Source organism: Pseudoalteromonas sp. P1-25 (genome assembly GCF_001401805.1).
Classification (GTDB): domain Bacteria; phylum Pseudomonadota; class Gammaproteobacteria; order Enterobacterales; family Alteromonadaceae; genus Pseudoalteromonas.
On record NZ_LKDW01000003.1, the window covers coordinates 1 to 24521 of the forward strand.

General features: G+C 41.1%; 11 protein-coding genes. 10 read left to right on the forward strand and 1 reads right to left on the reverse strand.

All coding sequences use genetic code 11. The features are described from left to right. The 9 genes from AN393_RS03175 to AN393_RS03215 all read left to right on the forward strand — a co-directional run. Positions 1–8844 (forward strand): hypothetical protein (locus tag AN393_RS03175; protein WP_055017292.1); only part of this gene is annotated, 8844 nt, incomplete at its 5' end. Continuing rightward, entirely contained in the window at positions 8841–10961 is a 2121-nt protein-coding gene (locus AN393_RS03180) for an ATP-binding cassette domain-containing protein (RefSeq protein ID WP_055017293.1), read from the forward strand. The genes AN393_RS03175 and AN393_RS03180, both read left to right, overlap by 4 nt. Next, positions 10961–12268, forward strand: coding sequence for an HlyD family type I secretion periplasmic adaptor subunit (locus AN393_RS03185; protein WP_055017294.1), 1308 nt, complete (start codon positions 10961–10963; stop codon positions 12266–12268). The genes AN393_RS03180 and AN393_RS03185 overlap by 1 nt, the downstream gene beginning before the upstream one ends. 12 nt (positions 12269–12280) lie before the next feature. Then, positions 12281–13582, forward strand: a complete 1302-nt coding sequence (locus AN393_RS03190; RefSeq protein ID WP_055017295.1) for a TolC family outer membrane protein — start codon at positions 12281–12283, stop codon at positions 13580–13582. Between the two features lie 2 nt (positions 13583–13584). Then, the gene (locus tag AN393_RS03195) at positions 13585–14163 is read left to right on the forward strand and encodes an OmpA family protein (RefSeq protein WP_055017296.1); all 579 of its coding nucleotides are present in this window, start codon (positions 13585–13587) and stop codon (positions 14161–14163) included. Positions 14164–14281: 118 nt separating this feature from the next. Continuing rightward, positions 14282–14866: a YqaA family protein gene (locus tag AN393_RS03200; protein ID WP_055017297.1), complete on the forward strand. Its 585-nt coding sequence runs from the start codon at positions 14282–14284 to the stop codon at positions 14864–14866. 270 nt (positions 14867–15136) lie between these two features. Next, a complete protein-coding gene (locus tag AN393_RS03205) occupies positions 15137–15994 on the forward strand; it encodes a GGDEF domain-containing protein (RefSeq protein WP_055017392.1) in 858 nt (285 codons plus the stop codon). A 153-nt stretch (positions 15995–16147) separates the two neighbouring features. Further along, positions 16148–17509: a hypothetical protein gene (locus AN393_RS03210; RefSeq protein ID WP_055017298.1), complete on the forward strand. Its 1362-nt coding sequence runs from the start codon at positions 16148–16150 to the stop codon at positions 17507–17509. A gap of 131 nt (positions 17510–17640) precedes the next feature. Beyond that, on the forward strand, positions 17641–20346 hold the full coding sequence (locus AN393_RS03215) for a DUF2339 domain-containing protein (RefSeq protein ID WP_055017299.1): 2706 nt from the start codon (positions 17641–17643) through the stop codon (positions 20344–20346). A 70-nt stretch (positions 20347–20416) separates the two neighbouring features. Here AN393_RS03215 and AN393_RS03220 read toward each other — a convergent pair whose 3' ends face one another. Continuing rightward, positions 20417–23857: a PAS-domain containing protein gene (locus AN393_RS03220; RefSeq protein ID WP_055017300.1), complete on the reverse strand. Its 3441-nt coding sequence runs from the start codon at positions 23855–23857 to the stop codon at positions 20417–20419. Positions 23858–24247: 390 nt separating this feature from the next. Here AN393_RS03220 and AN393_RS03225 point away from each other — a divergent pair, with 390 nt between their 5' ends. Next, a complete protein-coding gene (locus tag AN393_RS03225) occupies positions 24248–24511 on the forward strand; it encodes a DUF4212 domain-containing protein (RefSeq protein ID WP_004586074.1) in 264 nt (87 codons plus the stop codon). The last annotated feature ends 10 nt before the right edge of the window (positions 24512–24521 follow it).

A 24521-nucleotide genomic window follows, 5' to 3' on the forward strand; every position in this document is an offset into this window, starting at 1 on the left:
GATTTAGCGGGTAACCCTGTTACAGCTGAGGATACAGTTGAACTTGATAACACCGCAGCGATCACAACCAGCATTGATAAAACAGCCGATGGCGTGATTAATGGCAATGGTGAAAGCGCCGCCATGGTCGTGCGCGGTACAGTAACCGATGTAGAAGATGGCCAAACCGTGACGGTGACCATCAGCGATGGTACAAACCAAGTTGAAACCACGGCGCTTGTGCAAAACGGCGAATACGTTACCGATCCGATTGATGCCAGTAGCCTAGATGATGGTACGCTCAGCGCTACAGCTACGGTAAGTGATATTGCAGGCAATAATGTAACAGATACAGATACAGTGACACATGATAAAACAGCTGTGACCAGTATTGATGTGGCAACCGGTGATGATTCATTTATTAATACCGCAGAGCAAGAAAGCGTGGTAGTAAGTGGTGTGATAGAAGAAGCTGATGCTAACCAAACAGCCACCGTGGTGTTTACCGATGAGAACGGAGATAAAGTCACAGTTGAAAACGTCGCGATTAATGACGAAGGTGAGTGGGCAATCAACGCCACGGATATTTCAGGCCTTGCTGATGGTGAAATTACAGCGAGTGTTAGCGCATTAGACGTTGAGGGTAATTTAGCCACAAACGAAACCACCTTTACTAAAGACACTACAGTTGCAATAACAGTTGATATTAACGATACAAACGATGGCGTAATTAACGGCAATAGTGAAAATTTAAGTGTTGAAATTACAGGTACAACAACGGGTGTTGAAGACAATCAAACCGTAACAGTGGTAGTAACAGATGAAGCAGGTAATGAGCGCAGCTTTGAAGCCACTGTTATTAATAATGCTTACACAATCACAGGTGCAGATTTATCAGGGCTTAACGATGGTACATTAACCGCCACAGCCACAGTAAGTGATATAGCAGGTAATACGGCAACCGATACAGACACCGCCATTCACGATAAAACGGCGGTAACCAGCATTGATGTAGCAACAGGTGATGATGCCGTTATTAATACTGCAGAGCAAAGTAATGTAGTTGTAAGTGGCGTAATAGAAGAAGCTGATGCTAACCAAACAGCCACTGTTGTATTTACCGATGTAAACGGAGATAAAGTCACGGTTGAAAACGTCGCCATTAATGACGCAGGTGAGTGGGCAATCAACGCCACTGATATTTCGGGCCTTGCTGATGGCGAAATTACAGCAAGTGTTCGCGCATTAGATGTTGAGGGCAATTTAGCCACAAATGAAACCAGCTTCACCAAAGACACCACCATTAATATTGATATTGATACAGGTGAAAACGGCATTAACAGTAGAGCCTTTAAAGCGGGTGAAGTAACCACGCTAAACGGTACAACCGATGCTGAGCTAGGTTCTACCGTTACACTTACCATTTTTGATGGCACAACTAGTGAAATAGTGACTGCCGCAGTCGCAAATGATGGAACTTGGACCGTTAACGGTATAGATGTATCTGAGCTTGTTGATACACAGCAGTGGACTATTACGGCAACTGTTACTGATTCTGCAGGAAACACAGCGCAAGATGTCGCACCAACACTCGATGCGCTTGATAGCCAATCATTAAATGAAAGTAATACTGCAAATGGCGGCACAAGCTCAGCGACTAGTTCGATAGAAATAGATAACGCTGACCTTACATTAAGTACAAACCAATCTGGCCTTGAAGGGTTAACGGTAGATGGCAGCCCTGTTTCGGTTACCTTAGCAAATGATGGTTTATCTTTAGAGGTAAAAGACTCGCAAGGTAACTTAGTGCTAAGTGTGTCGCTTACAGGTGGAGAACTTACTACTACGTTACATGCACCTATTGATCACGAAAGTGAAAGTTTACTTACTGATATTTTTGTTGATGCACTACAAACAGATGCCGATGGCACAACCGAACTAGTCGTTGTACCAACAGGCGTTACTATTACCGACTCTGCCCCACAAAGTAGTGACGACAGCTTTACAGTTACAGAAGCCGACACTGATGCGGGTAGAGTATCAACAGGTAGCTTAGTCACAAACGACAGTGTAGTAGAGGGCGCACCAATCGTTACAAGTGTAACATTTAATGGCACTGATTATGATGTAACAACAAATACACCAGCTACGATAGAAACCGATGAAGGCACATTAACGGTTAACAGCGATGGAAGCTGGAGCTTTAACGCGCTTGATAATCGAGACTCAACTCCTTCACCACAGTTTACGATTGAATACACAATAGAAGATCGCGACGGAGTTGGCAGCTCAACCAGTACAGCCACATTTACAGTACAAGATGGCAGTGCGGGCAGCTTTACAAATCAAGCCGCTACTTATACAGAAAGCGATTATGGTGTTATTACCACGAATAACAAATCCTTTAGTGTTGCTGCAGGTTCTGATGCACTTGTTGCTGATTCAATTACCTTTGATGACACTATTGCAAGCTTAAATTCTTTGAATCTAACTAGTTCTGGTTCTGCTATTAGCTTTGTTTTAAGTGGTGATGGTAAAACAATTATAGGCTCTGCAAATGGCAGCGAAGTAATCCGCTTTAGCGTAAGTGCAACGCAAGATGCCAATGGCAAAGATTTAGATGCTAGGGTTCAAACAACAGTCAGCTTACCGCTTGATAATCCTGATGGAGAAAATATCGATTTTGCGCTTTCTGTTAATGGTGAGGATAGTGATGGTACGGTAATTAGCGGTAATGGCAATGTAACCATAACCCTTGTAGATGGCACAGGACCACAGCTTACCAATATAGACTCAGCAAACCTTGATGAGTCAGGTTTAGCGTCCGGCTCAGATACATTTAGCGGTACATTAGATACTGTTATTGGCAGTGATAGCTTTTCGTCGTTAACCTTTGCTGTTACAGGCTCGCAACCTGCACTAACCTCTGGTGGCGAGGATATTCAATATACTTTAAGTGAGGATGGCTTAACGCTTACAGCACATACAGGTGATATAAATAACCCTGTATTTATTGCTACTTTACCTGAGATCACAAACAGCACAAGCAGCCAAGCAAACTTACAATATACAATTGAGCTTATTCGCCCTATTGATAATAACGGTAATAGTAGCTTTAACCTTGCAATTGAATTGAAAGATCAAGATGGCGATATTGATGAAGAAAATATTACTGTAAACGTTACAGATAGTGCTAATGCAACGCAAACCTCGCCAACGTTCAATGTCGCAGAAACCCCAGAAACAGGCAGTACTGGTCAGTCCGATACACAGAGCATTACTATTACGGCTGGCGGTGAGGCTGTTAAATCACTTGGTATGAATGTAGCTTCAGGTGAGGCGGTACTTGATAGCAATGGCAATGCTCTTACCCAAAACGGTGAGCCGATTACATGGCAAGTTAATGAGGATGGTACCGCAAACGGTGTAGTTAATGGCGTTACTGTATTTACGGTAACTCTTCCAACTGATGTGGATGTAGCTGCAGGCACCTCTGAAAGTTACAACATTGTCTTTGAAATCGTAGGGGCTATTGATCATTTAGATTCACAAGAAACAACGCTTGCTATTAACGTACCTATTATTTCAACCGATGCCGATGGCACTAGAGAACAAAGTGCATTAGCAGTAAACGTAGAAGATGGTCAGTCACCGAGTGTCACAACTTCAGGCGATAGCGCTCCTGTGGTTGACGAAGAAGGCTTGCGTAATAACGACTCAATTAAAACCGAGGGCAATATTAGTGTTACGTCAGGCTCAGATGAAGTTGTTGAAGTGAAACTAGCTGACAACTTTAGTTTTTCTGGTTACACCTCTTCAGGTGAAGACGTTACGCTATCAAATACAGCTGACGATAATGGCTGGTATTTAGCAACAGCACCAATAGGCGAAAGCGGGGCAGCTGAAACAGTTTTCCGCGTTAGGTTTAATGCTGATGGAACCTTTGAGTATGAGCAATTCAAAGCCTTAGACCACGAAGCGGGCAATGGAGAAAATACACTTGATGTAATAATCGATTTAGTAGCGGTAGATGCCGACGGGGATATATCAAATTCACAAAGTGTTGTTGTTGCCACCGTAACTGATGACATCCCAAGCTTACCTGGTGCAAGTAAAGCATTGATTGAAGGTGAAACCGTTACAATCGATTTATTAGCTAACCTTGAAGGGGGAGCTGATGGGGCGACGGTAACAAGCATTACTTATAACGATGTGGTTAGAAATGTGGGCGATACATTCGCTTTAAATGATGGTGATGAAGATTACGGTACTGCTACAATTAATTCAGATGGTAGCGTAACAATTACCACCACTACATTTGGCTCATCAGCTAATGATTTTGTTGACACAATTACTTATGTTGTAACAGATACTGACGGTGATACAGCGACAGCAGATTTATCACTGACTACAAGTGATGACATTGGTGAGATGACCACCACTGCAACAGATGCCAATGAAGATGGCTCTTCTACAATTACTGTTACCGTAAACCCAGGCGATATTGACCAAAATGAAACGGTTACTCAAATACGTATTGAAGAAAGTTCTTTACAAGGTGGAAAGTTATTATTAAATGGCAGTGAGCTAACAGCTACCGATGGTTATTATGTACTAAGTGGCAGCCAGTTAAGTATTGATGCTAATGGCGTAGCAACTATAAACGGCGCTTTAACATTTGAACCGCTTGCCGATAGCTCAAACCAAACTCAAACGGTAAACCTGACTATTGATGCAACAGTAACGACTGATAATGGCAATCGTGAATACAACGCCACTCAAGCAGTAAGTGTTATATCAGAGGCCGACACCCCTGATTGGGATGACACAAACGATTACAGTTACACAACTGCAGAAGATACCGAAGCGGCTATTAATATTGGCGCTACACTGCAAGATACAGATGGCTCAGAAACACTCACTTATATAATCAATAATATACAAGAGGGCCTAATTGTTACTGCCGATGGCCGTACGCTATCAAACGGTGATGAAATAACCGCAGCAGAGGCACAAAGCTTAACTGTAGTTGGCGAAGAGCATGTAGCGGGCACGTTTACTTTTGATATTACTGCTGTAGCAACAGAAGCTGAAAACAACGATAGTGCATCATCAAGTACGCAAACGGTAACGGTTGAAATAACCCCTGTTGCTGATGAGCCTCGCTTATTTGTGCGAAATCAAACCGTAGACGAAGATGCGCTCACCCCTGCTATAGATTTATTTAGTGGTTTACTGATTGACCAAGATGGCTCCGAAACACTTAGTTTTGAAGTTGAATTGCCGGAAGGTTTTGAGCTGGTAGATGAAAATGGAAATGTGCTAACTCAAGATGCAGATGGAAATTGGCTTGTGAGTGATGTAGAGCTGCAAGCAGGGAACATATTCTTAAAACAAAAAGAAGATGCCAGCCGTGCAACCGATGCTACATTTGATATTACGGTTACAGCCATAGCAACAGAAACCAGCACTGGTGAAGAAGCACGTACACAGCCTGATACTTTACAACTTACGGTTATAGGTAAAATAGACCCACCAGAGCTTGATGAAGAAAACAGCAATGATAACTGGACCTTTACTACAGTAGATGAAAACAACTTTACGCTGCAAAATACTCAAGGCATAGAAGATACTAATCTACGTTTAGATTTCTTAATTGTGACCTCTGATGTGGATCAGTCAGAAGCAATTAGTTTAGTTATTTCTGACTTACCAGACTCGGTAATGCTAGTAGATGTAAACGGCGACCCTGCTGATTTACCAATTGTCGGTACTGATGCTAATGGCAAGCCAATGTACAGCTTAACGGCCGCAGAGATGGAAAATTACTATTTAGCGCCAGTAGGTGACTTTAGCGGTGAAGTTAATTTTAATATTAAAGTAGTCCCAACAGAGGCTGATGGTGATACTGCTGATTACAACATTGCTGTAACTACAAACTTTAATCCAACAATCGACAATAATACGCAAAGCCTAGCAACAACGTCTGAAGGCAATGAAGATACACGTATTGCGCTTAACTTTAACCCAGATTTAATCGACAGCGACGGGTCAGAAACAATAACAGGTGCTGTAATTACAGGTATACCAGCAAACACTACCCTGTATGTTGATGGCAGCGAAGTGAGCGTAGGTAGTGGGTTTGATTTAGCTGATTTAATCAATGCCGAATACCCAACTCTAGAGGATGTTTTAGCCAGCGATAGAGTGCGTTTGCTGCCTGATGAGGATTTCTCTGGCACGCTAACTGTTGATGTACTTTACACGGTGACCGATACCTCTAATGTAGGCAGTGTGAGCGAGGATATTAGTAGTCAAGTTACAGTCACTGTTAATGGACAGGTTGATACCCAAAGTAGTGCTGAGCGCGATAACAGTGGTGCTGTTACCCGTCTTGAAGCAACGGATGACACAATAACTAGCTCAAGCAGAACACTAAGCCTATCGGGGGCTGTTAGCTTTACAGAAGAAGATATTGATGGCTCTGAGATTATTACTCACATAGAGATAATACTCCCTGATGGCGTAAATATAGAGGTGCTTCATCCAAATGGTGCGTACCCAGATGGCTCTGGCCGGTGGATTATACCTATTGATGCAGGCACAAGTGACACAGTAACAGACGTAATTAATGACCTACTTGCTGATGTAACCTTAGAAGCACAAAACTCTACAGGTGATATAGAGGTTACTGTTAAAGCGCGCGTAGCCGATGGCAGCCATGCGGTATTACTAAGTGACAACTTTACCGTTAACTTTACTGTTGAAGGAGACGGTAGTACGTCAGAGGCTTCTGAAGTAGGGCAGTTACAAATTTCGGTGGTAGATGCAGTAGAAGATGAAACAGTTGATTTTACAGGGCATATTAATACCAGTTTAACTGACGATGAAAACGATACCGTTACTGTTTATATAAGTGCAGATAACTTACCTGAAGGTCTTATTATTGAAGGTGATGGTGTTATCGCAATTCCAGGTGATGACGGTGAAGTTGCTGAGTATATTATTCCTGAAGGATCACTTGGTAATTTAAGCTTTACCAGTGCAGGTGATGACTATTCAGGGCAGTTAATTATTCCGGTAACGATCATTGCGGTAGATGATGATAGTGGCGATGAATATATTGATGACACGCAATCTTTAGAAATAGATGTGACCCCAGTCGCTGATGGTGGTGAGTTTAGTGCTGCTATTAGCAAAATTAAGGAAGATAATCGTACCACAGCACTTGGCTTAACATTAGCTTTAACCGATTTAAACCAAGTAGATGATGAATCAAACCCAGAGCAAAATGGCGGGGTTGAAGAAGTTGATTTTTCTCAGCCAATTACTATTACCTTACCGGATGGCGTTGGATTGTATGACCCTAATAATATGTTTACCGATAACGGCGATAACACGTACACATATAACGGTACAGAGGCAGAGTTTGCTGCTGCACTGGCAAGTATTGGGGTTGAGCCAATTGAAGACCAATCTGGTACTGACATAGATATTCAAATAACGGCAACCATCGTTGATACTGCACAATTAAGTACAGGTACTGCCACTGATACAACACAAGTTACTAATACAATTAGTATTGCAGTGGAGGCAGTGACTGATGAAGCAGTATTAACAGTAGCAGATGCACAAGGTAGCGAAGATACTGATATAGCATTAACGGGCTTAAGTGCGCTGCTAAAAGATGATGACGGCTCAGAAACTATTTCAATTACTATCTCTGGCGTACCAAAAGATGCCGTATTAAAAGATGCTGATGGTAATTTACTTGTTAATAATGGTAAAGATGGTGGCACCTTTAATGGTGAAGACACCACAAGCTGGACTGTTACTGCTGAGCAATTAGCTGGTTTGATTATTGTACCGCCACTTGATTTTAGTGGTGAATTTGAATTAACCCTAAATGCGCTAACTCAGGATGAATCACCAGGTGAAATAGTACAGACCTCAGCCTCGTTTATGGTTGTTGTAAACCCAGAAGCCGACGCACTGGATTTTTCTAAAAAGCCGTTTGAAAGCTACGGTGGACAAGAAGATGACACCCTAACTATTGACTTAGAGGCCTTTAGTGAAGAAGCGGATGGTACGGAGACAATTCAGTTAACGGTGAATATAGCCGCTGATTCAGATGATTCAGTCTTGCAGTTTGTAGACGGTGAAGCGTTTATCACAGTAGGAAGTGAAACTGTGTTCTTTACTAGCGATGGTAATGGCGGCTTTAGTGCAACAATTACCAGTGACAGTAACTCAATCGAAAACTTTGACTTTAATGCCGGTGGCCTTGCCTTTGGAACATTAAACATGAGTGTTGATGTTGCAACTGTTGATAGCGCACAAATTAATGGTGAAACAGTAACAAGCGTGGGTGAGACACAATCATCAGAATTTATTATTGAGTTAGAACCTCAAGCTGATGCGCCTGTATGGACTGCTGCAAATGATATTACAAGTAATTCAACTAATAATATCGCCTTAAACCTAGATGTAGATTTGCAAAACCCTGCGGCAGATGAAACGGGCTATATTGAAATTACAGGTTTACCAGATGGGTACAGCTTTAATTTTGGTGAAAAAATCGGTGATACATGGACTGTTGATATTACTGATATTGAAGCCTTAGAAATTATTGATGCCGACGCTGGTGATAGCTTCACGCTAACACTTAATGCGTTTTCTACACTTAACGGTGAGACTCAACAAGCTCCCACCGAAGAGGTGGATGTGACAATTTCAGCTTCAGCAAGTAACACTTCAAGCTCAAGCGGCGCTCAAGCTCAATCATATAGTGAGGGCTCAAGTGGCAGCGACACTGCTTTTGCTCAAACTATGAATGAAAGCCTAGACGGCGATCAAAACGTATGAAGTTAAATTTAAAACGAGAACAAATGCAGCTACTTGGCAAGCACATTGCTGATGCACTGCATTTACGCCATCAAAGCGATAACTTGTTACTTGGTTTGCCTAGCAATGAGTTTTCGGCTCATCATTTAGAACAAGCATTGAGTAATATTAATGTGAGCGCTCAGCAGCAAACTGCGCCTAAGCATTATGCTTATCCTGCTTTGGTGCTCGATAAAGATGGCTATTTTTGGTTTTTTGAGAGTAAGGGACAAAGTACATTTAGCTCGCAAGATGGAGCAGAACCAAAGCAGTTAACTGATATTGATAAAGAGTTAATTTGGTATCTCTCTCACGAAGATGTAACCGATGAGCGTTCAGAAAAACTCCATACCCGTATCCCCGGTTGGCTAAGACCTGCCTGGGAGCAGGTAAAACCATTTTATAACTCATTATTATTGGCGTCACTAACGGTAAATATACTCGCATTAGTAGTGCCACTATTTACTATGAATGTGTATGACCGTGTTGTACCCAATGCAGCGTTAGATACCTTATGGGTATTAGCAACGGGTGCCACAATAGCGATTATTTTTGACTGGTTGTTAAAGCAAGCAAGAGGGCATTTAACTGATGCCGCCGGTAGACAAATAGATTTACGTATCAGTAGTATGTTGTACGCTAAGGTGTTGGGTATGAGGCTTGAGCAACGCCCAGCCTCTGCAGGTGCCTACGCCAAACAAGTGCAAGACTTTGACAGTGTAAGGGAGTTTATTACTTCTGCCACATTGGTTTCTGTTATTGATTTACCTTTCACCTTATTGTTTTTAGCATTGATATTTTGGCTTGGGGGGTTGATTGTACTCATCCCTGTTGCTGTGCTCAGCATTGTTATTATTACAAGTATTGTATTACAAGCTAAATTAAATGAAAGCGTAGAGCAAGCCTCTAAGTTATCAACTCAGCGCCAAGCGTATTTAATTGAAAACTTAAACCAACTTGTTGAATTAAAACAGATGAACGGCCAGGCAAATGCGCAGCAAAAGCTTGAGCAAACACTCGCTCAAATGGTTGATTGGCAGAACAAGTCTCGCCATAGTGCTACAACGCTTACACATACCGTGGCAAGCTTAAGTCAATTTACTAGCATAGGCTTAATTGTATTTGGTGTTTACTTAATAAGTAATGGTGACATTAGTATGGGCGCACTGATTGCTATTGTTATGTTAAGTGGTCGAGCATCGGGGTCTATATCTTCGTTGGCTGGGCTTGTTTTAAAGTACAAGCAAACGCAAACAGCTATTGAGTCAGTTAAAAATATAATGGCATTAGAGCAAGAGCAGCAAAGTGGCGAAAGTACAATTGATGCTTCTTTAAATGGCAATATTACAGCGCGTTATTTAAGTTTTCAGTACCATGAGCAAGAACTTGAAGCTATTCACAATATTAATTTTGATATCAAAAAAGGTGAAAAAATTGGTTTGTATGGACGAGCAGGGTCCGGTAAGTCTACCTTACTGGCTATTATTGCAGGTCAATACAGAGCAACGTCTGGGCAACTATTAATAGATGACATTGACATAAAACACTGGTCTTTAAGTGCGTTACGTAGACAAAGCGGCTGGGTAGCACAAAGCCCAAGCCTATTTTATGGCACTGTGCTTGAGAATATCACGTTAGGCGCTCAAAACATCAACCCAACGGAGCTGACAAAAGCGCTTGTGCAATCAGGTGTGAGTCGCTTTATTGATCGCTTAGAGTCGGGACTTGAAACGCAAGTAGGTGAATTCGGCCGATTTTTATCTGGAGGACAGCGACAAGCTGTTTGCATTGCTCGCGCAATATTACAAAGTGATAATTCATTACTCCTATTAGATGAGCCTTCCTCAGCTATGGATGAAGGGCATGAAAAACTATTAATTAAAACTTTAAAAGAGCGTACAGAAACGGTTGTTATTTCTAGCCACCGCAAAGAAATGCTCTCAATATGTGACAGGATTTTTGTTATTGACCATGGTCGATTAAAGAGTATAGAAACCCCCAAATCATTATTTAGCGAAAAAGTATCGGGCGGCGTAAAACTGGTGAGTAAAAAAGTGACGCGAGTAAGTAATGCCAATAGTGGGAGCGTGGCTAAATAATGGCTGATTTATATATGGGGCAGCTGCAAGCTGCAAAGCAAGCTAAGCGGTTGGTTATTATTGTTTTTATTTTGCTATTTTCAGTCGTTTTGTGGGCTAAGTTTGCTAAGCTAGAAGAGGTAATTATTGGACAAGGCACTGTTATTCCTGTTCAGCGTGTACAAACCATAGAAAACCTCGACGGTGGCATATTAAAAGAAGTACTTGTACATGAGGGACAGCTAGTTGAAGTGGGCGACCCATTGCTTTTAATTGATGAAACTCGCTTTGCGGCCGCATTTGCTGAATCAAGCCAAGAGCGAGAGTCTTTACTCGCAAGGCGTAACCGCCTGTTAACAGAGCTTAAAAGTGTTGAACTTGATGATAAAAGTAGTTTTGGAGCCACAATTCAGCGCCTAGAAATACCACGAAAAGGCGTGTCGCCAGAGGTATATAGGCAAGCCTATAACACTTACACATCTCGTTTAACTCAGCTCGAGTCACAATTACAGCAGCGTACGCAAAGCTTATTGCAACAAGAGCAGGCAAGTAATGAACAACTGGCTAATATTTCAGCGTTAAAGCAAAGCTTAAAGCTTACGAGCAGAGAGGTAGAGTTAACGCAAAGCGCAGTAGATGCCGGAGCCGTTGCTGAAATGGAACTGGTTAAATTACAACGCGATGAAATTGCAATGAAAGGTGAACTAAACCAAGCAACGGCACTGCTACAGCAGCTTAGAGCAGCCAAAAGCCAGGTACTTGAAGAACGCAAAGCGATTGTATTTGATTATTTAGCCGATACACAAAATCAGTTAGATGAAGTGAGTAATGAACTGGCCAAAATTTCACAAAGTAGTAAAGCGCTTGAGGACAGGCTGTTAAAAGCACAAGTAAGAGCGCCTGTAAGAGGAACGGTTAAAAATATAGTCTCGCGTTCTATCGGCAGTGTCATCGACCCTGGTGAAGTTATGATGGAGATTGTTCCTCAAAATGATCAGCTCTTAATTGACACTAAAGTACAGCCTAAGGATATTGGCTTTATAAGAGTGGGTATGCCTGCAAAGGTAAAATTTACTGCATATGATTTTGTTATATACGGAGGTTTAGAAGGTGAGGTCACATACATTAGTGCGGATGCGCAATATTTAGAAGATGGCACCGCTTATTACCAAGCTTTTATAAAAACCACCGTAAGTCAGATTGCTCAGCAGCCTATCATACCGGGTATGCAAACTCAGGTAGATATAATTACTGGGAAAAAAACTGTTTTAGATTACTGGTTAAAACCTTTGCTAAGAGCAAAGGCAAATGCCATGCGTGAACCATAATAGGAATATTAAATGCGAATTATAGGATTACTCTCTGTTTTAGCTTTAACACCGGGGTATGCAAGTGCTCTTACGTTAGAGCAATCGGTAGCAGAAACATTAAATACAAACCCTCGCTTAATGCAAAAATATGCGAGCTTTGAGGCTAAGTATCGTGACAAACGTAGTGCATTTAGTGAATATTTACCACAAATACGTTTATATGCAGCCTATGGTTATGAGCACGTTAATTATAAATCTGGTAGCGAATTTGATACTGAGCTCGACCGCCGTGAACTGGGCTTAAAAATAACACAAATGCTGTTCGATGGTTTTAGCACCTCTTCGGAGGTAGCGCGTTTAGATAATGAAGCGCGGGCCGATCAGCTTGGTTTAATTTCTGAGGCAGAAAACATCAGCCTTGAAGTTGTGCAAGTGTATTTAGATTTACTTAAAGCAATTGAATTAATTGAGCTGTCTGAAAAAAATATCGAAATACATAAAAAGATTTTAAGTGATATAGAGCAGCGTCATCAGCGTGGTTTATCAAGTGATGCCGATGTAGCTCAAGTACAATCGCGTTTGGCAACATCACAGTCTGGCTACTTAGCGGCTAAAAACAACTTATTAGACATACAAGCAAATTACTATGATCTAGTCGGCAAGTACCCCGAAAATCTTGTTATTCCTAAAGCAGATGCGCATTTTATACCTAGCTCTTTAGAGGAAGCGATGAGAATTGCAAAAAGTTCTCACCCTGAAATAGCTGCGGCCATTTATGATATTCAAGCGGCGAATAAGCAAATACAACGTGAAAAAAGCGGTTACTGGCCTAAAGTGAGTTTAGAGCTTGATGTTGCAGATAACCGAAATATATCAGGATCGCCTGGGCGAGATGATAATGGCCGTATAATGCTAACAATGAGTTACGATTTATACAGTGGGGGTAAAACAAATGCTGATACTGACGCTGCTAAATGGCGCTATCAAGAAGCTGTAGCAGTAAAAGATTCAACCCACAGACAGGTCAAAGAGGCTACTAGCTTTGCGTGGAATGCTTATGTGTTTTTAGACGAGCAAAAGAAGTTTTATCAGGAAAACGTTGGTTATGCTGAAGTGGCACAACAAGGTTACGAAAGACAATTTGGCTTAGGACGGCGTTCACTATTAGATGTTCTTGATTCGCAAATTGAGTTGTTTACTGCAAGAAGAAACTATATTGAATCAGCGTATGATCAACGTATTGCAAGTTACAGACTAATTAATGCAACGGGTCGTTTAGTGAGTGCCTTAAAAGTAGATAAGCCTGATGCTTGGCAGCTTGGAGATAGATAATAATGAAAAAAATAGCTTTATTAAGTGCCGCTTTACTTTTAACCGCCTGTGCGACAGAGCCAGGGCCGTACGAGCAAAAGTTACAGTCTAATGATTTGCTTGATCAAGACCAAGACGGGGTTATTAACGAGCGCGATAAATGTGTAGATACGCCCCTTAAAGCAGTTACCGATAACGACGGTTGTGCGCTTGAGAAAAACATAAGTACAACACGTGGTGTGGTAATTAACTTTGAATTTGATAAGCATGTACTTACTACTGATGCAAAGCAAAAAGTAGCTGAGTTTGCTCGCTCTATTGAAAACTCACCATTATTGAGTGTTATTTTGATTGGGGATACGAGTAAAAAGGGAGCACTAGAATACAACCGAAAGTTAGCGTTAAAACGTATTGAAACAGTCAAGTCAGCACTGCTTGCGCTTAATGTGAACGAAGATCAAATTTCACAACAAACGTTTATTGAAACTAAAAAAATTCCGCCAGAGCTACAAGGTCGAGAAACCCGTGTTATTGCCTTAGTTGAAGGTGAACAGTCTAGAGTTATGCAAATGCAGTTTGATGTTTACAACTCAACTATTTAATTAACTTTATGCTATTTAAGAAGAGCCCGTTTTTAACGGGCTTTTTTTATACTTAAGCCTACCTTAATATTCTTTACTATACACTCTGAGTAAAGTGGCAACTTATTAAGGGATTTACATGGCTATTCAAAAAAAGCTAAAAGAAAAAACACGACACTTTATTGACTCAAAGCACATGCTTACAGGCATTACGGTGGCGTCGTTTTTAGAGTCCACGATAGTGCCTATCCCGCTTGAGGCTGTGCTTGTTCCGCTTATGCAAGCGCGTCGTGAGAAGCTGTGGTTAATCGCCCTTATGGCGACATTAGGCTGTATTATTGGTGCTTTATTTGGTTATGCACTGGGTTATTATTTATTTGACGCGATAGGTGACTGGGTTATTGAAATGTTTTCGAGCCAAGAGCAGTTTGAAAATGTGAAGCAGCAAATGCAAAATCAAGGGTTTTGGTTTGTAATGACGTTGGGAATTGTGCCTATTCCGTTTCAAATTGCGATGCTCGCTGCAGGCGCTACAAAGTACTCTATAGCTTTGTTTTTATTAGCTTCTGGTACTGCTCGTTCAATTCGCTATTTTGGATTAGCAATAGTGGTGTATTACGCAGGTAATAAAGCTGAGCAAATAATCAGTAAACATAAAACTAAAGCGATGGTTGCTATTACTATTTTAGTATTGGCATTGTGGGGTATAAGCACCTTAATATAGCTTTTAAACTCTAAAGTTAACTACACTACGCCATAACTGCAGCTTGATACCAAAGCTGCAGTTCTATAGTTGAGCTGTGTATTTTTTTGTATTGCTTGGCTTTAGTCTCAGGTCATTTTTATGCTAAAGGACCAAAGCAACAAATACTTTAAGGTACACTTTCATAACGGTTTTTTCTTATATGCTATAGTTTGTTAATAACGTACCAAATAACTACAGCATATGATTGAAACTGTAAAACTTACTGTTAGATTGTCAAACTTTTATAAAATGAGTTGGGTAAATAAGGCGGTAAGTATAGCATTATTGCTTTATATCATTACCTTCTCGCTTTATGCTTTAAATACTTTCCCCCCTTTAAACGTGCAAAACAATGTGTATGGTTTTACTACCGATTTTTGCAATCTCATCGTGCTCGTATTTTTATTTTGGATAGTGCAATGCTCTGAGCTTTCAAAACAAGCGTACGTGTTTTCTACTTTAGGTTTATTGCTATGGAGTATGGGTACAACGGCTGATGTAATGGATGAATTAGTTGTGCAGCCTTATTGGATGAGTGTTTATTTTGAAGACTTATGCAGAACCATGGGAATGCTTTTTACCGCCTATGGGTTATTTAAAACCATGCGTTTTGTACAAAGTATACATAACCGTTTAGCGCACGAGTTGATAACGGACGATCTTACACAAGTACATAATAGACGCTATTTTTATCGGCATGTTAAAACCGCCCCTAGTACGCCTTACGTTATTTTAATTATCGATATTGATCATTTTAAGGCTATTAATGATGAGTTTGGTCATGATGAGGGTGACTTAGTGCTACAGCAGTTAGCTACTAAGTATAATAGTGCATTTGTTAATAATGCAGTATTTGCTCGTTTAGGCGGTGAGGAGTTTGGCGGCTATTTGCCTACCGGTAATATAAGCCAAGCGTCTGAATTTTGTGGGCAACTAATAGACATTGCACACAATATTAAAGTTAAACAGGTCAAACAGCTTACCGTAAGTATTGGTATGGCGCTGCAAAGCGCTAACGAGCCCCTCGACAAGGTAATGAAGCGGGCAGACATGGCTTTATACGTTGCTAAAAATAATGGCCGAGATCAATATAAAATAGCCCCTTAAGCTTTCTACGCAAATATCCTTATTATTTGCACATTTATTACACTTTTAAACGTTTTCGTAAAGAACTGTCAGCGAGGGTAATACTTTGTAAACTATGAAATTAAAATGCAGCAAAGACGTCATAATAGTGATTTTAATAATAAGGAAACTTTAATGACCAACTCTCTGTTGAAAGCTGCTTTACCTCTAAGTTTAATGTCTATTTTAGTTGGTTGTGGCGGCAGCGACGGCTCAAGTGATACAGGCTACGTACAATTATATAACGGCTCATATAACAGCCCATATACGCGTTTATTTGTAGATGAAACAGAGCGCTCGGGCACCGACTTTGCAGATGTAACCACGCGTCATAATTACAGCACCGGTACTTACGATTTAAGTTTTGAATACTTAGATGCAAACGATAGCTATATTACAATTAGCGAACAAGAAGTATCAATCAAAGGTGATAAAACCGAACTTATTGTTATGAGTGGAAACTTTGATGAGCCGACGTTCACAGAGCTAAGTGTACCCATTTCAAGCGATACAGATGAGTTTAACTTAGGTTTTTATAATATTACCAGCGAAGATACCAGCTACGATGTTTACCTAGCAACCGATGACGGTGTATTTGAAAGTGCTGAACTATTTACATCAACACAGTACTTAAGCGAGCTAGATTTACAAACCCTTGATGAGGGCTACTACACAATTTATATCACTGAGGCAGGTAGTACAGATGTAATGTACGAGTCAGAGTCGGTTTATTTTTATGATGAAGAAAGCTACGTAGCCATGATCCGCCCAAGCTATGCAACAGAAGAAAACGGTATCACGCTTGATATTGTGACTGACAATAACTACGTTACAGCACTAAAACATCAATCAGCGCTTGGACAGCTGCGCTTTATAAATACCGTTGACGATTACTCGCCAGTTAGCTTTAGCACAACCCGTGGCACCACAGTTAACAATACAAATACAGTAGCAAGCGATACCTACACCGATTACGTTGAGCTTTCGCCGAATAGTTACAGCGTTGCAATGTATGATCAGGAAGGCACCAAGCTTGCCGATAACTTTTTAATGACCTTAGAGCGCGAGCAAAGTGCGGTAGGCGTTTTTTACAACGACATCGATAATGGTTTACGTATGATGAGCGTTGAGGAAAACCTAACACCGAGTAGCTACAGCCATACAATTTCGGTTATTAACCTAATTGAAAGCTACGCTGGGCAAACCGTAAGTGAAGTTGACGTGTACTTTACCTTAAATGGCGAAACCGTTGATGATGCCACCAATGTAATTGATGGCTTAGATAGATACGACCAAGAAGAAATTGACGTAGATGATGAAGCTTACACTGTGTATGCCGTATATGAAGATAACGGCCAACAAATAGTGTTAATTCAACAAAGTGATATAGATTTTACCGAAGAAGGTAACTACATCTTAATTTTAGAGCACGATGAGACAACAAGCTCTGGCTTTAAAATGAGTGTAACGCGCACAATTACAGACAGTGTAGACTAAGTAACATGTAACACGTTCTAGAAAGTAAAAGCCCTAAGCATTATTGTCTAGGGCTTTTTTTGAACAAAAACTTACGTAAACTTAAAGAGTTTTAGGTACACTCATTACAAAATAAATAAAAAGAGCGTGCCATGGATGAGTTTTTAGGAATAGTAGGTTTATTTGCATTTGCAATAATGGCCGGTGCAGTTTGCGGTATTATAGCAATTGCACAACTAAGTAACTTAAAGCAAGAAATTGCTCAATTAAAAGCAAAAGTACTCAGTTTAGAGCTAGCTAATAACAAGCTAAGCCACAATGAAGGCGCAGATAAAAACGTCGATTACTCCGCAGCCCAACATGCGGACACGGCTCAAGCAAATAGCAATGAGGCGACTTTTAATCAAGTTAGTCCTAATCAACCTAATCAGTCAAATCAGCCTCGTGAGCAGGTAAAAACACCAGCTACATCAATAAAGCCTCCCGCTAATATTTCTAAACGTAAACATAAGCTAGGCGGTAAAAATCACACTCCCTCACTTTTTACTTCTCTTTTTGAAAAATTGCGTAGCGACTTTGAACAAAACTGGATGACCTGGATAGGCGCAATTGCACTGGCGTTAGGCGGTATATTTTTAGCAAAGTACAGTTTAGAAGCTGGGTTGCTCTCTCCTACGATGCGTTTAACCTTGGGCGGATTATTTGGTGGCGGCTTAATTGCAGCCGCGGCTTATATGCATTACAAAAATAGTGTATTCGAAGGGTTTAATAACTATATACCTGCAGCACTTGCCACTGGAGGATTTATTACGTGCTTTGCACTGACCTTATTAGCGTATAGTAGCTATAGTCTCATCAGCCCCTTATCAGCCTTTGTTGTACTAGGGGTTATTGCCATAAGTGCGAGCGCTATGGCAATAATGCTTGGCCCGGTATTAGCCGTACTAGGCATTATTGGTGCTTATTGTGTTCCCGTACTGGTCAATACTGGCAGCAATAATTTATTTGCGCTGTATATGTATATTGGTTTTATTAGCTTATCAGCGGCGTTGGTGGCACATAAAGTACAGCGAGCATGGTTGTGGTATCTGTTGTGGGCGGGGCATTTAGGCTGGTATATTGTTGGCTTTACCATAGCTAACAGCAGTACCATTTGGCTTATGGGCACGTATGGGCTATTAAGTGTTATTGGTTTAATTGCCGTACCGCGCTTAGGGTTAAAACTAGCGGTGGTTGAAACGCGCCCGCATAGTTTAAAACGCCTGATCAACGCACTCCCTAGTCACCCTTTAATGCTTGCCTGTATTGTCCCTTTGCTAATAGCTATGCTTTTTGATAGTGATAACTACCTTCAATGGCAAATAATAAATGCATTGGGCATATTAATCTTATTGTTTTTAGTAATTAAAAATAGCCGCTGGGATTTATGGCTGGGGGCAGCGTTAATTATTGCTGCACTAATACTACTAAGCACGCCGTCATATTATATTGATTTTTCAGACTCTTTATTTATTTTTAAACACCCATATGGGAGCGCTTTATTTTTAGGTTTAGCACTGAGCGCATATGGACTTTATTTTGGTATAAAGTGGGCGCCTAAACGTTTGGCTTTTCATATTACTGCCTCGTTTAGCGTATTTATAATGATTGCCATCTTATACGCTATCATCCCAAACCATGCCTTGGCCGCAGCCTATCCGTTGTGGGCAGTGATACTACTTATAAGTAGCGCCATTTTAATTAAGTGCGCAATGAGTGGCGTAACGCTTTTTCAGCGCTTTTCATATTGGGTGGGAGCAAATGCCAACATCACGCTTGCTATCACTATGTTATTAAATGACAGCGGGTTAACCATTGCATTGGCGATTCAGGTTTTACTTATTAGCGTGTTAATAAACCGCTATCGTGTGCCTATGCCACATTGGCCAATTAAAGCGCTGGTGGCTGCATTATTACTTCGCCTTACACTGTCACCGTGGACCCCAAGTTACGAGGCGCTTAGTGTATTGGGTATGCACTGGAGTTTAGTCGTTTATCCTTTGTGCGTAGTGTTATTTTACGTGGCAGCCAAATGCTTTAGCGCATCCCAGTTAAAAGTTTGGCTAGAAGGCGCAGCGCTGCATTGCTTAGCGTTATTTATTACCACCGAAACCAGCTATCAACTGGTGGGGCATTACCCGCAGTTTGGCTCTTTAAGCTTTTACGAACAAGCTTTACTCACCTGTAATTGGCTTGCACTGGGTTGTGTATATTTACACCGTGCTCGTATTGCTGGTAGCTTAGCTAAATTATACCAAGTGGCAGGTATGGCATTAGCTGGTGCTGCGGGTATTACTACTTTGAGCACCTTACTAAACGCCAACCCATTTTTAAGTGCGATTTATATTGGTGAAATTATTGTATTTAATTGGCTATTTTTACTTTGGTTAGTGCCTGCGGGTTTAGTGCTTTGGCTTTATAGGTTAATTAAACCGCTGTATACAAAAGTAGCGCCATTTATACTTATAGTAGCGGGTGCGTTGAGTGTGCTGGCAATTAATGGCTTTATACGCCAATACTGGCAAGGCCCTTATATTTACATATCAACAGGAGCAAGCAACGCAGAGCTTTATAGCTACTCGGTTATTTGGCTCGTATTAGGGGCTATTACTGTGGTGCTAGGGCATTTAAAAAATCAGCTATTAATCCAAAAAATAGGTTTAGGAGTATTAGCTGCCGTTATTTTAAAAGTGTTCTTGGTGGATATGGCTAATTTAACGGGGCTTTTAAAAGCGCTGTCGTTTATTGGCTTGGGTTTATCACTAGTGGGGCTAAGCTGGTTGTTTCAAAAGCTTAGAAGCCGCGTAAAACAAGCATAATTGTAGCTATAAGCTATAAACATAAGCCCAGCAATTTGTTGGGCTTTTGTTTTACACTTTTGAGCTCAGCCTAAGTACTGTGATTAAGCAGTGCTTTTAGCTTACCTGGCTTAATAGGCTTACTTAAATAATGAATATTAGCGGCTTTCGTTTCTTGTTTAAGCTCCGTATCGCGTACGGCTGTTATAAGTATGGCCGGCACTTCGCTTTGCCATATACCTCGCAGTGTTTTTATAAGCGAAATACCATCGTACTCATTACCTAATTGATAATCCATTAAAATTACATCGGGCGCTGCGTGTTGTTTAGCATGCGATAGTACGTTATCAACATCATCAAACAAGGTGTAATTGGCTTGCCACTTTTTAAGTAGGCTAGCCATTGCAGCTAGGTTTTCGGGGTCATCGTCAACGGCCATAATATTAATTGCAGCGCGGTTCTCTACCAAGCTGTTGGCCTTAACTTTTTGTTGTACAAACTGCGTATCACCATAAGGTACTTCAATACTAAAGCGGCTGCCTTTACCAGGCTCAGAGTGCACATCTAGCTCTAAGCTCAGTAAATCGGCCATACGTTTTACAACGCCTAGCCCTAAACCTACGCCTTTGTTATCACCTGCTTCTATACGGTAAAAGTCGTTAAATATTTTAGCTTGTTCTACTTCGCTAATACCAGGGCCCGTGTCCCATACTTCTATACGTAAATTATGTTTACGGTTTCTGCACGCTATTAAAACTCGCCCTGTTTCGGTGTATTTAACCGCATTAGACACCAAATTTTGTATAATTCGGCGCAAGTAGGTAATGTCGCTATGCACAATTTGTGCATTTGAACGCACCGTAAGCTTTAAGCCTTTATCGCTTGATAAAATAGCGTACTCGCTTTGCAGTGGCATAAGTATATCGTTTATACAAAAGTGGCGTGGGGTAGGGGTCATTGCGCCTTGCTCTAATTTAGCTATTTCTAGTAAAGCCGACATTAAATGCACGGTCGAGTCTAAACTGTGGCCAAGCTTATTAAAACTATTTTGATTAGTGGTATCAAGTTGTGTTTCATCAATGGCTGCAAGGTACAAACGCGCCGCGTTAAGGGGCTGTAAAATATCATGGCTTGCTAATGCTAAAAATCGCGTTTTACTATCGTTAGCCTGCTCTGCTTCGCGCTTAGCTAAAGTAAGTGCTTGCTCTGTTTTTACTCGGCTATCTATTTGGGCTTGTAAGTCTTTATTGATGGTTTGTACTTCTTGAGTTCGCGCTTCAATGCGGTTTTCAAGATCCATATTAATTTCTTCAAGCGCATTTTGCGTACTTATATGGTTTGTAATATCAGAAAAGCTTGTTACAAAACCGCCATCGGGTAGGGGGTTACCTATCATTTCGTACACTTGGCCGTTTCTGCGGTGGCGAATAAAGTGATGCGAGCTGCCATTTTTTAAATGCTGAACGCGTTTTTCTACTTGGCGCTCTATTTCGCCAGGGCCACATTCACCGCGTACTGCGTTGTATCTAATTATATCTTCAATGGGTTGCCCCACTTCTAAAAAGCCATCTGGGTAGCAAAACATTTGGCTGTAGCGTTTATTCCATGCCACCAGTTTTAAGTCTTTATCTACCACCGAAATACCATGGCTTAAATTTTCGAGCGAGGTATACAACAGGTTTTGGTTAAACTGCAGTGCTTGTGTGGTTTCGTCAAAAAAGTTAACCACCTCTTCAAAGGCCATACGCTTACCCGATGAAACCGTACGTATTAGCGCCTGCGCTGAAGATGCCCCTAACACCCCAGTTAACGCACGTTCGCAGTAGGCTATAAATTCGGGTTCGGGGTGGGCATTATTGTCACTTAGCTGGTGCGAAAGTGAAAAGTGCGCCAGTACTTGTTGGCTGCGTTGAATACCTAAAAAGGTTTGCAGCAGTATTTTAAAGTCGTAAACCGTGGCTTTAACATTTTTGTTTAAACGGCGCGATAAAATAGCCTGATCTTTAGGGTTAACAAACGCAGCTGCTTGAATTTTGTCTATCAAGCGCTCCTCTGCCCCTAACGAAAAGCTAATATAACAACCAATGTTAGCAAATAAGGCAATGAGGGTGCCGCGTGTAATAAGTGTTTGCTGAAGCTCGCTATTAAGGGCACTGCCGGCGTCTAAAATTGGTATCATCAAAAACAGTACCCAACAAATAAACCCTGCAAGTAAACCCGCATATACACCATAAGCATGCCCTTTACGCCAATAAAGACCGCCTACAATAGCTGGGAGCAGCTGCGTTACTAACGAAAACGCCACCAGCCCCATACTTGCAAGCGCGCTGCCGTGGCCAAACCATTGCTGATAAAAATAAGCCAATATTAAAATGCCGGCTATGGTAAAGCGCCTGACTAATAAAATTTGCGATTTATAACTGCTGGTAATTAAGTTGCGCTTAAATTTACGGCGTAGCATAAGCGGCAGCACTACATCGTTAGAGATCATGGTGCTAAGGGTAAGTGTAGCTACGACTATCATAGCGGTGGCTGCGCTTAGCCCGCCAATAAACACAAAGGTGCTTAAAAAAGCTTGGTCGTGAATAAGTGGAAGCGCTAATACAAAGCTGTCGGGTGAAAAGCTACTACCAATGCTGGGGTGAATTGCGGCAGTAGCAATAGGAATTATCATTGCGGCGGTGAGTAATAAATACAGCGGAAAAGCCCAGCGAGCGGTAAATAAATGGCGTTTGTCTTGGTTATCTACCACGGTGACATGAAATTGCCGTGGTAAACATATTATGGCCGCGGCAGCCATAAGTGACTGGCCAATAAAGTTAAAACTAAAAAAGTTAAAGTCGCCCCAATGATGCCACATCGACTCTGTGACTTTATCGCCCGTAAGGTTAGGTAAATTAAATAAGGTGTACAGAGCTAATCCAGCAACAGCAACAAGCGCGATGAGTTTGATCATGGACTCAAAGGCAACTGCTAGCATAAGCCCAGAGCGGTATTCGGTAACATCTACCTTACGGGTACCAAAAAATATTGCAAACAGCGCCATAATTAACGTGGCGGTGAGAGTAAGCATTTCGCCAGAGATTTGATTGCTGTTTTGCAAAAGCAAAAAGCTGGTACTGAGTGCTTTTAACTGCAGTGCAATATAGGGAATGGTAGCAAGTAGAGCAATAACAGTGACCAGTATTGCACTGGTTTGGCGCTTACCGTAACGCGCAGAAATAAAGTCGGCAATGGTGGTAATGTTTTGTTTTTTGCTTACTAATACCAGTTTGCGTAAAAAACCTTGGCCAAAAACGAACAACAATGAGGGCCCCAGTAAAATAGGCAAATAGCTCCAACTGCTGGTGGCAGCTGTACCAACCGACCCATAGTACGTCCACGAGGTACAATAAATCCCTAACGATAACGAATACACAAAAGGATGATGGCTAATCCGTTTAGCCAGTGGTGTTGTTTTATCGCCCCAATTAGCAAGCCAAAACAGCACGCCAATATAGCCCAGTGCTACAAAAATTAGTACAGCAGTCATGTTGTTATTAAACCTTATTATTTATACCCATACACAATACCAGAGATAACTTTAAGTGTGCGTGCACAATTTTATTCAAAATTTCAATGCTGATTTTATCTGATTGATTTTAAATGGCTATTTATAGTTTTGTTGATTTATTAGACTAATGTCGCATTTTTACAAAAAAGCACTTAAGTTTTGTGATTAACATCCTTTTTTAAAATTAAGTTATTGAAAAATAGTTATTATTTGGTTTTTAAATACAGCTCAACCTGCAGTTTACGTAAACGTTAATAAGCTGTTACGACTATGGTCTCACTTCACTCTTTACGCCGCGTTGCTAAATTAATAACCGACTATAAAAAACCACTCATTGCAATTATGCAATGCTTAAAGGGGAAAATAAAAATGGCTTTTAAAGATGAAGAACAGGCAAAAGCTTATTGGGCAGAAAACATTTCACTACTGTTTAAGTTACTAGCAGTGTGGTTTGTGGTCTCATTTGGCTTTGGCATATTACTGGTAGATGTACTCAATGAAGTACGTTTTTTTGGGTTTAAACTTGGCTTCTGGTTTTCACAACAGGGCGCTATTTACACCTTTGTAGCTTTGATTTTTGTTTACGTTTTCAAAATGAACACGTTAGATAAAAAATACGGCGTAGACGAATAGGAGCTAGGTA

Excerpts from the sequence above, each read along its gene's own strand:
- AN393_RS03180 (WP_055017293.1), top strand. The coding sequence starts at position 8,841 with ATGAAGTTAAATTTAAAACGAGAACAAATGCAGCTACTTGGCAAGCAC.
- AN393_RS03185 (WP_055017294.1), top strand. The coding sequence starts at position 10,961 with ATGGCTGATTTATATATGGGGCAGCTGCAAGCTGCAAAGCAAGCTAAG.
- AN393_RS03190 (WP_055017295.1), top strand. The coding sequence starts at position 12,281 with ATGCGAATTATAGGATTACTCTCTGTTTTAGCTTTAACACCGGGGTAT.
- AN393_RS03195 (WP_055017296.1), top strand. The coding sequence starts at position 13,585 with ATGAAAAAAATAGCTTTATTAAGTGCCGCTTTACTTTTAACCGCCTGT.
- AN393_RS03200 (WP_055017297.1), top strand. The coding sequence starts at position 14,282 with ATGGCTATTCAAAAAAAGCTAAAAGAAAAAACACGACACTTTATTGAC.
- AN393_RS03205 (WP_055017392.1), top strand. The coding sequence starts at position 15,137 with ATGAGTTGGGTAAATAAGGCGGTAAGTATAGCATTATTGCTTTATATC.
- AN393_RS03210 (WP_055017298.1), top strand. The coding sequence starts at position 16,148 with ATGACCAACTCTCTGTTGAAAGCTGCTTTACCTCTAAGTTTAATGTCT.
- AN393_RS03215 (WP_055017299.1), top strand. The coding sequence starts at position 17,641 with ATGGATGAGTTTTTAGGAATAGTAGGTTTATTTGCATTTGCAATAATG.
- AN393_RS03220 (WP_055017300.1), bottom strand. The coding sequence starts at position 23,857 with ATGACTGCTGTACTAATTTTTGTAGCACTGGGCTATATTGGCGTGCTG.
- AN393_RS03225 (WP_004586074.1), top strand. The coding sequence starts at position 24,248 with ATGGCTTTTAAAGATGAAGAACAGGCAAAAGCTTATTGGGCAGAAAAC.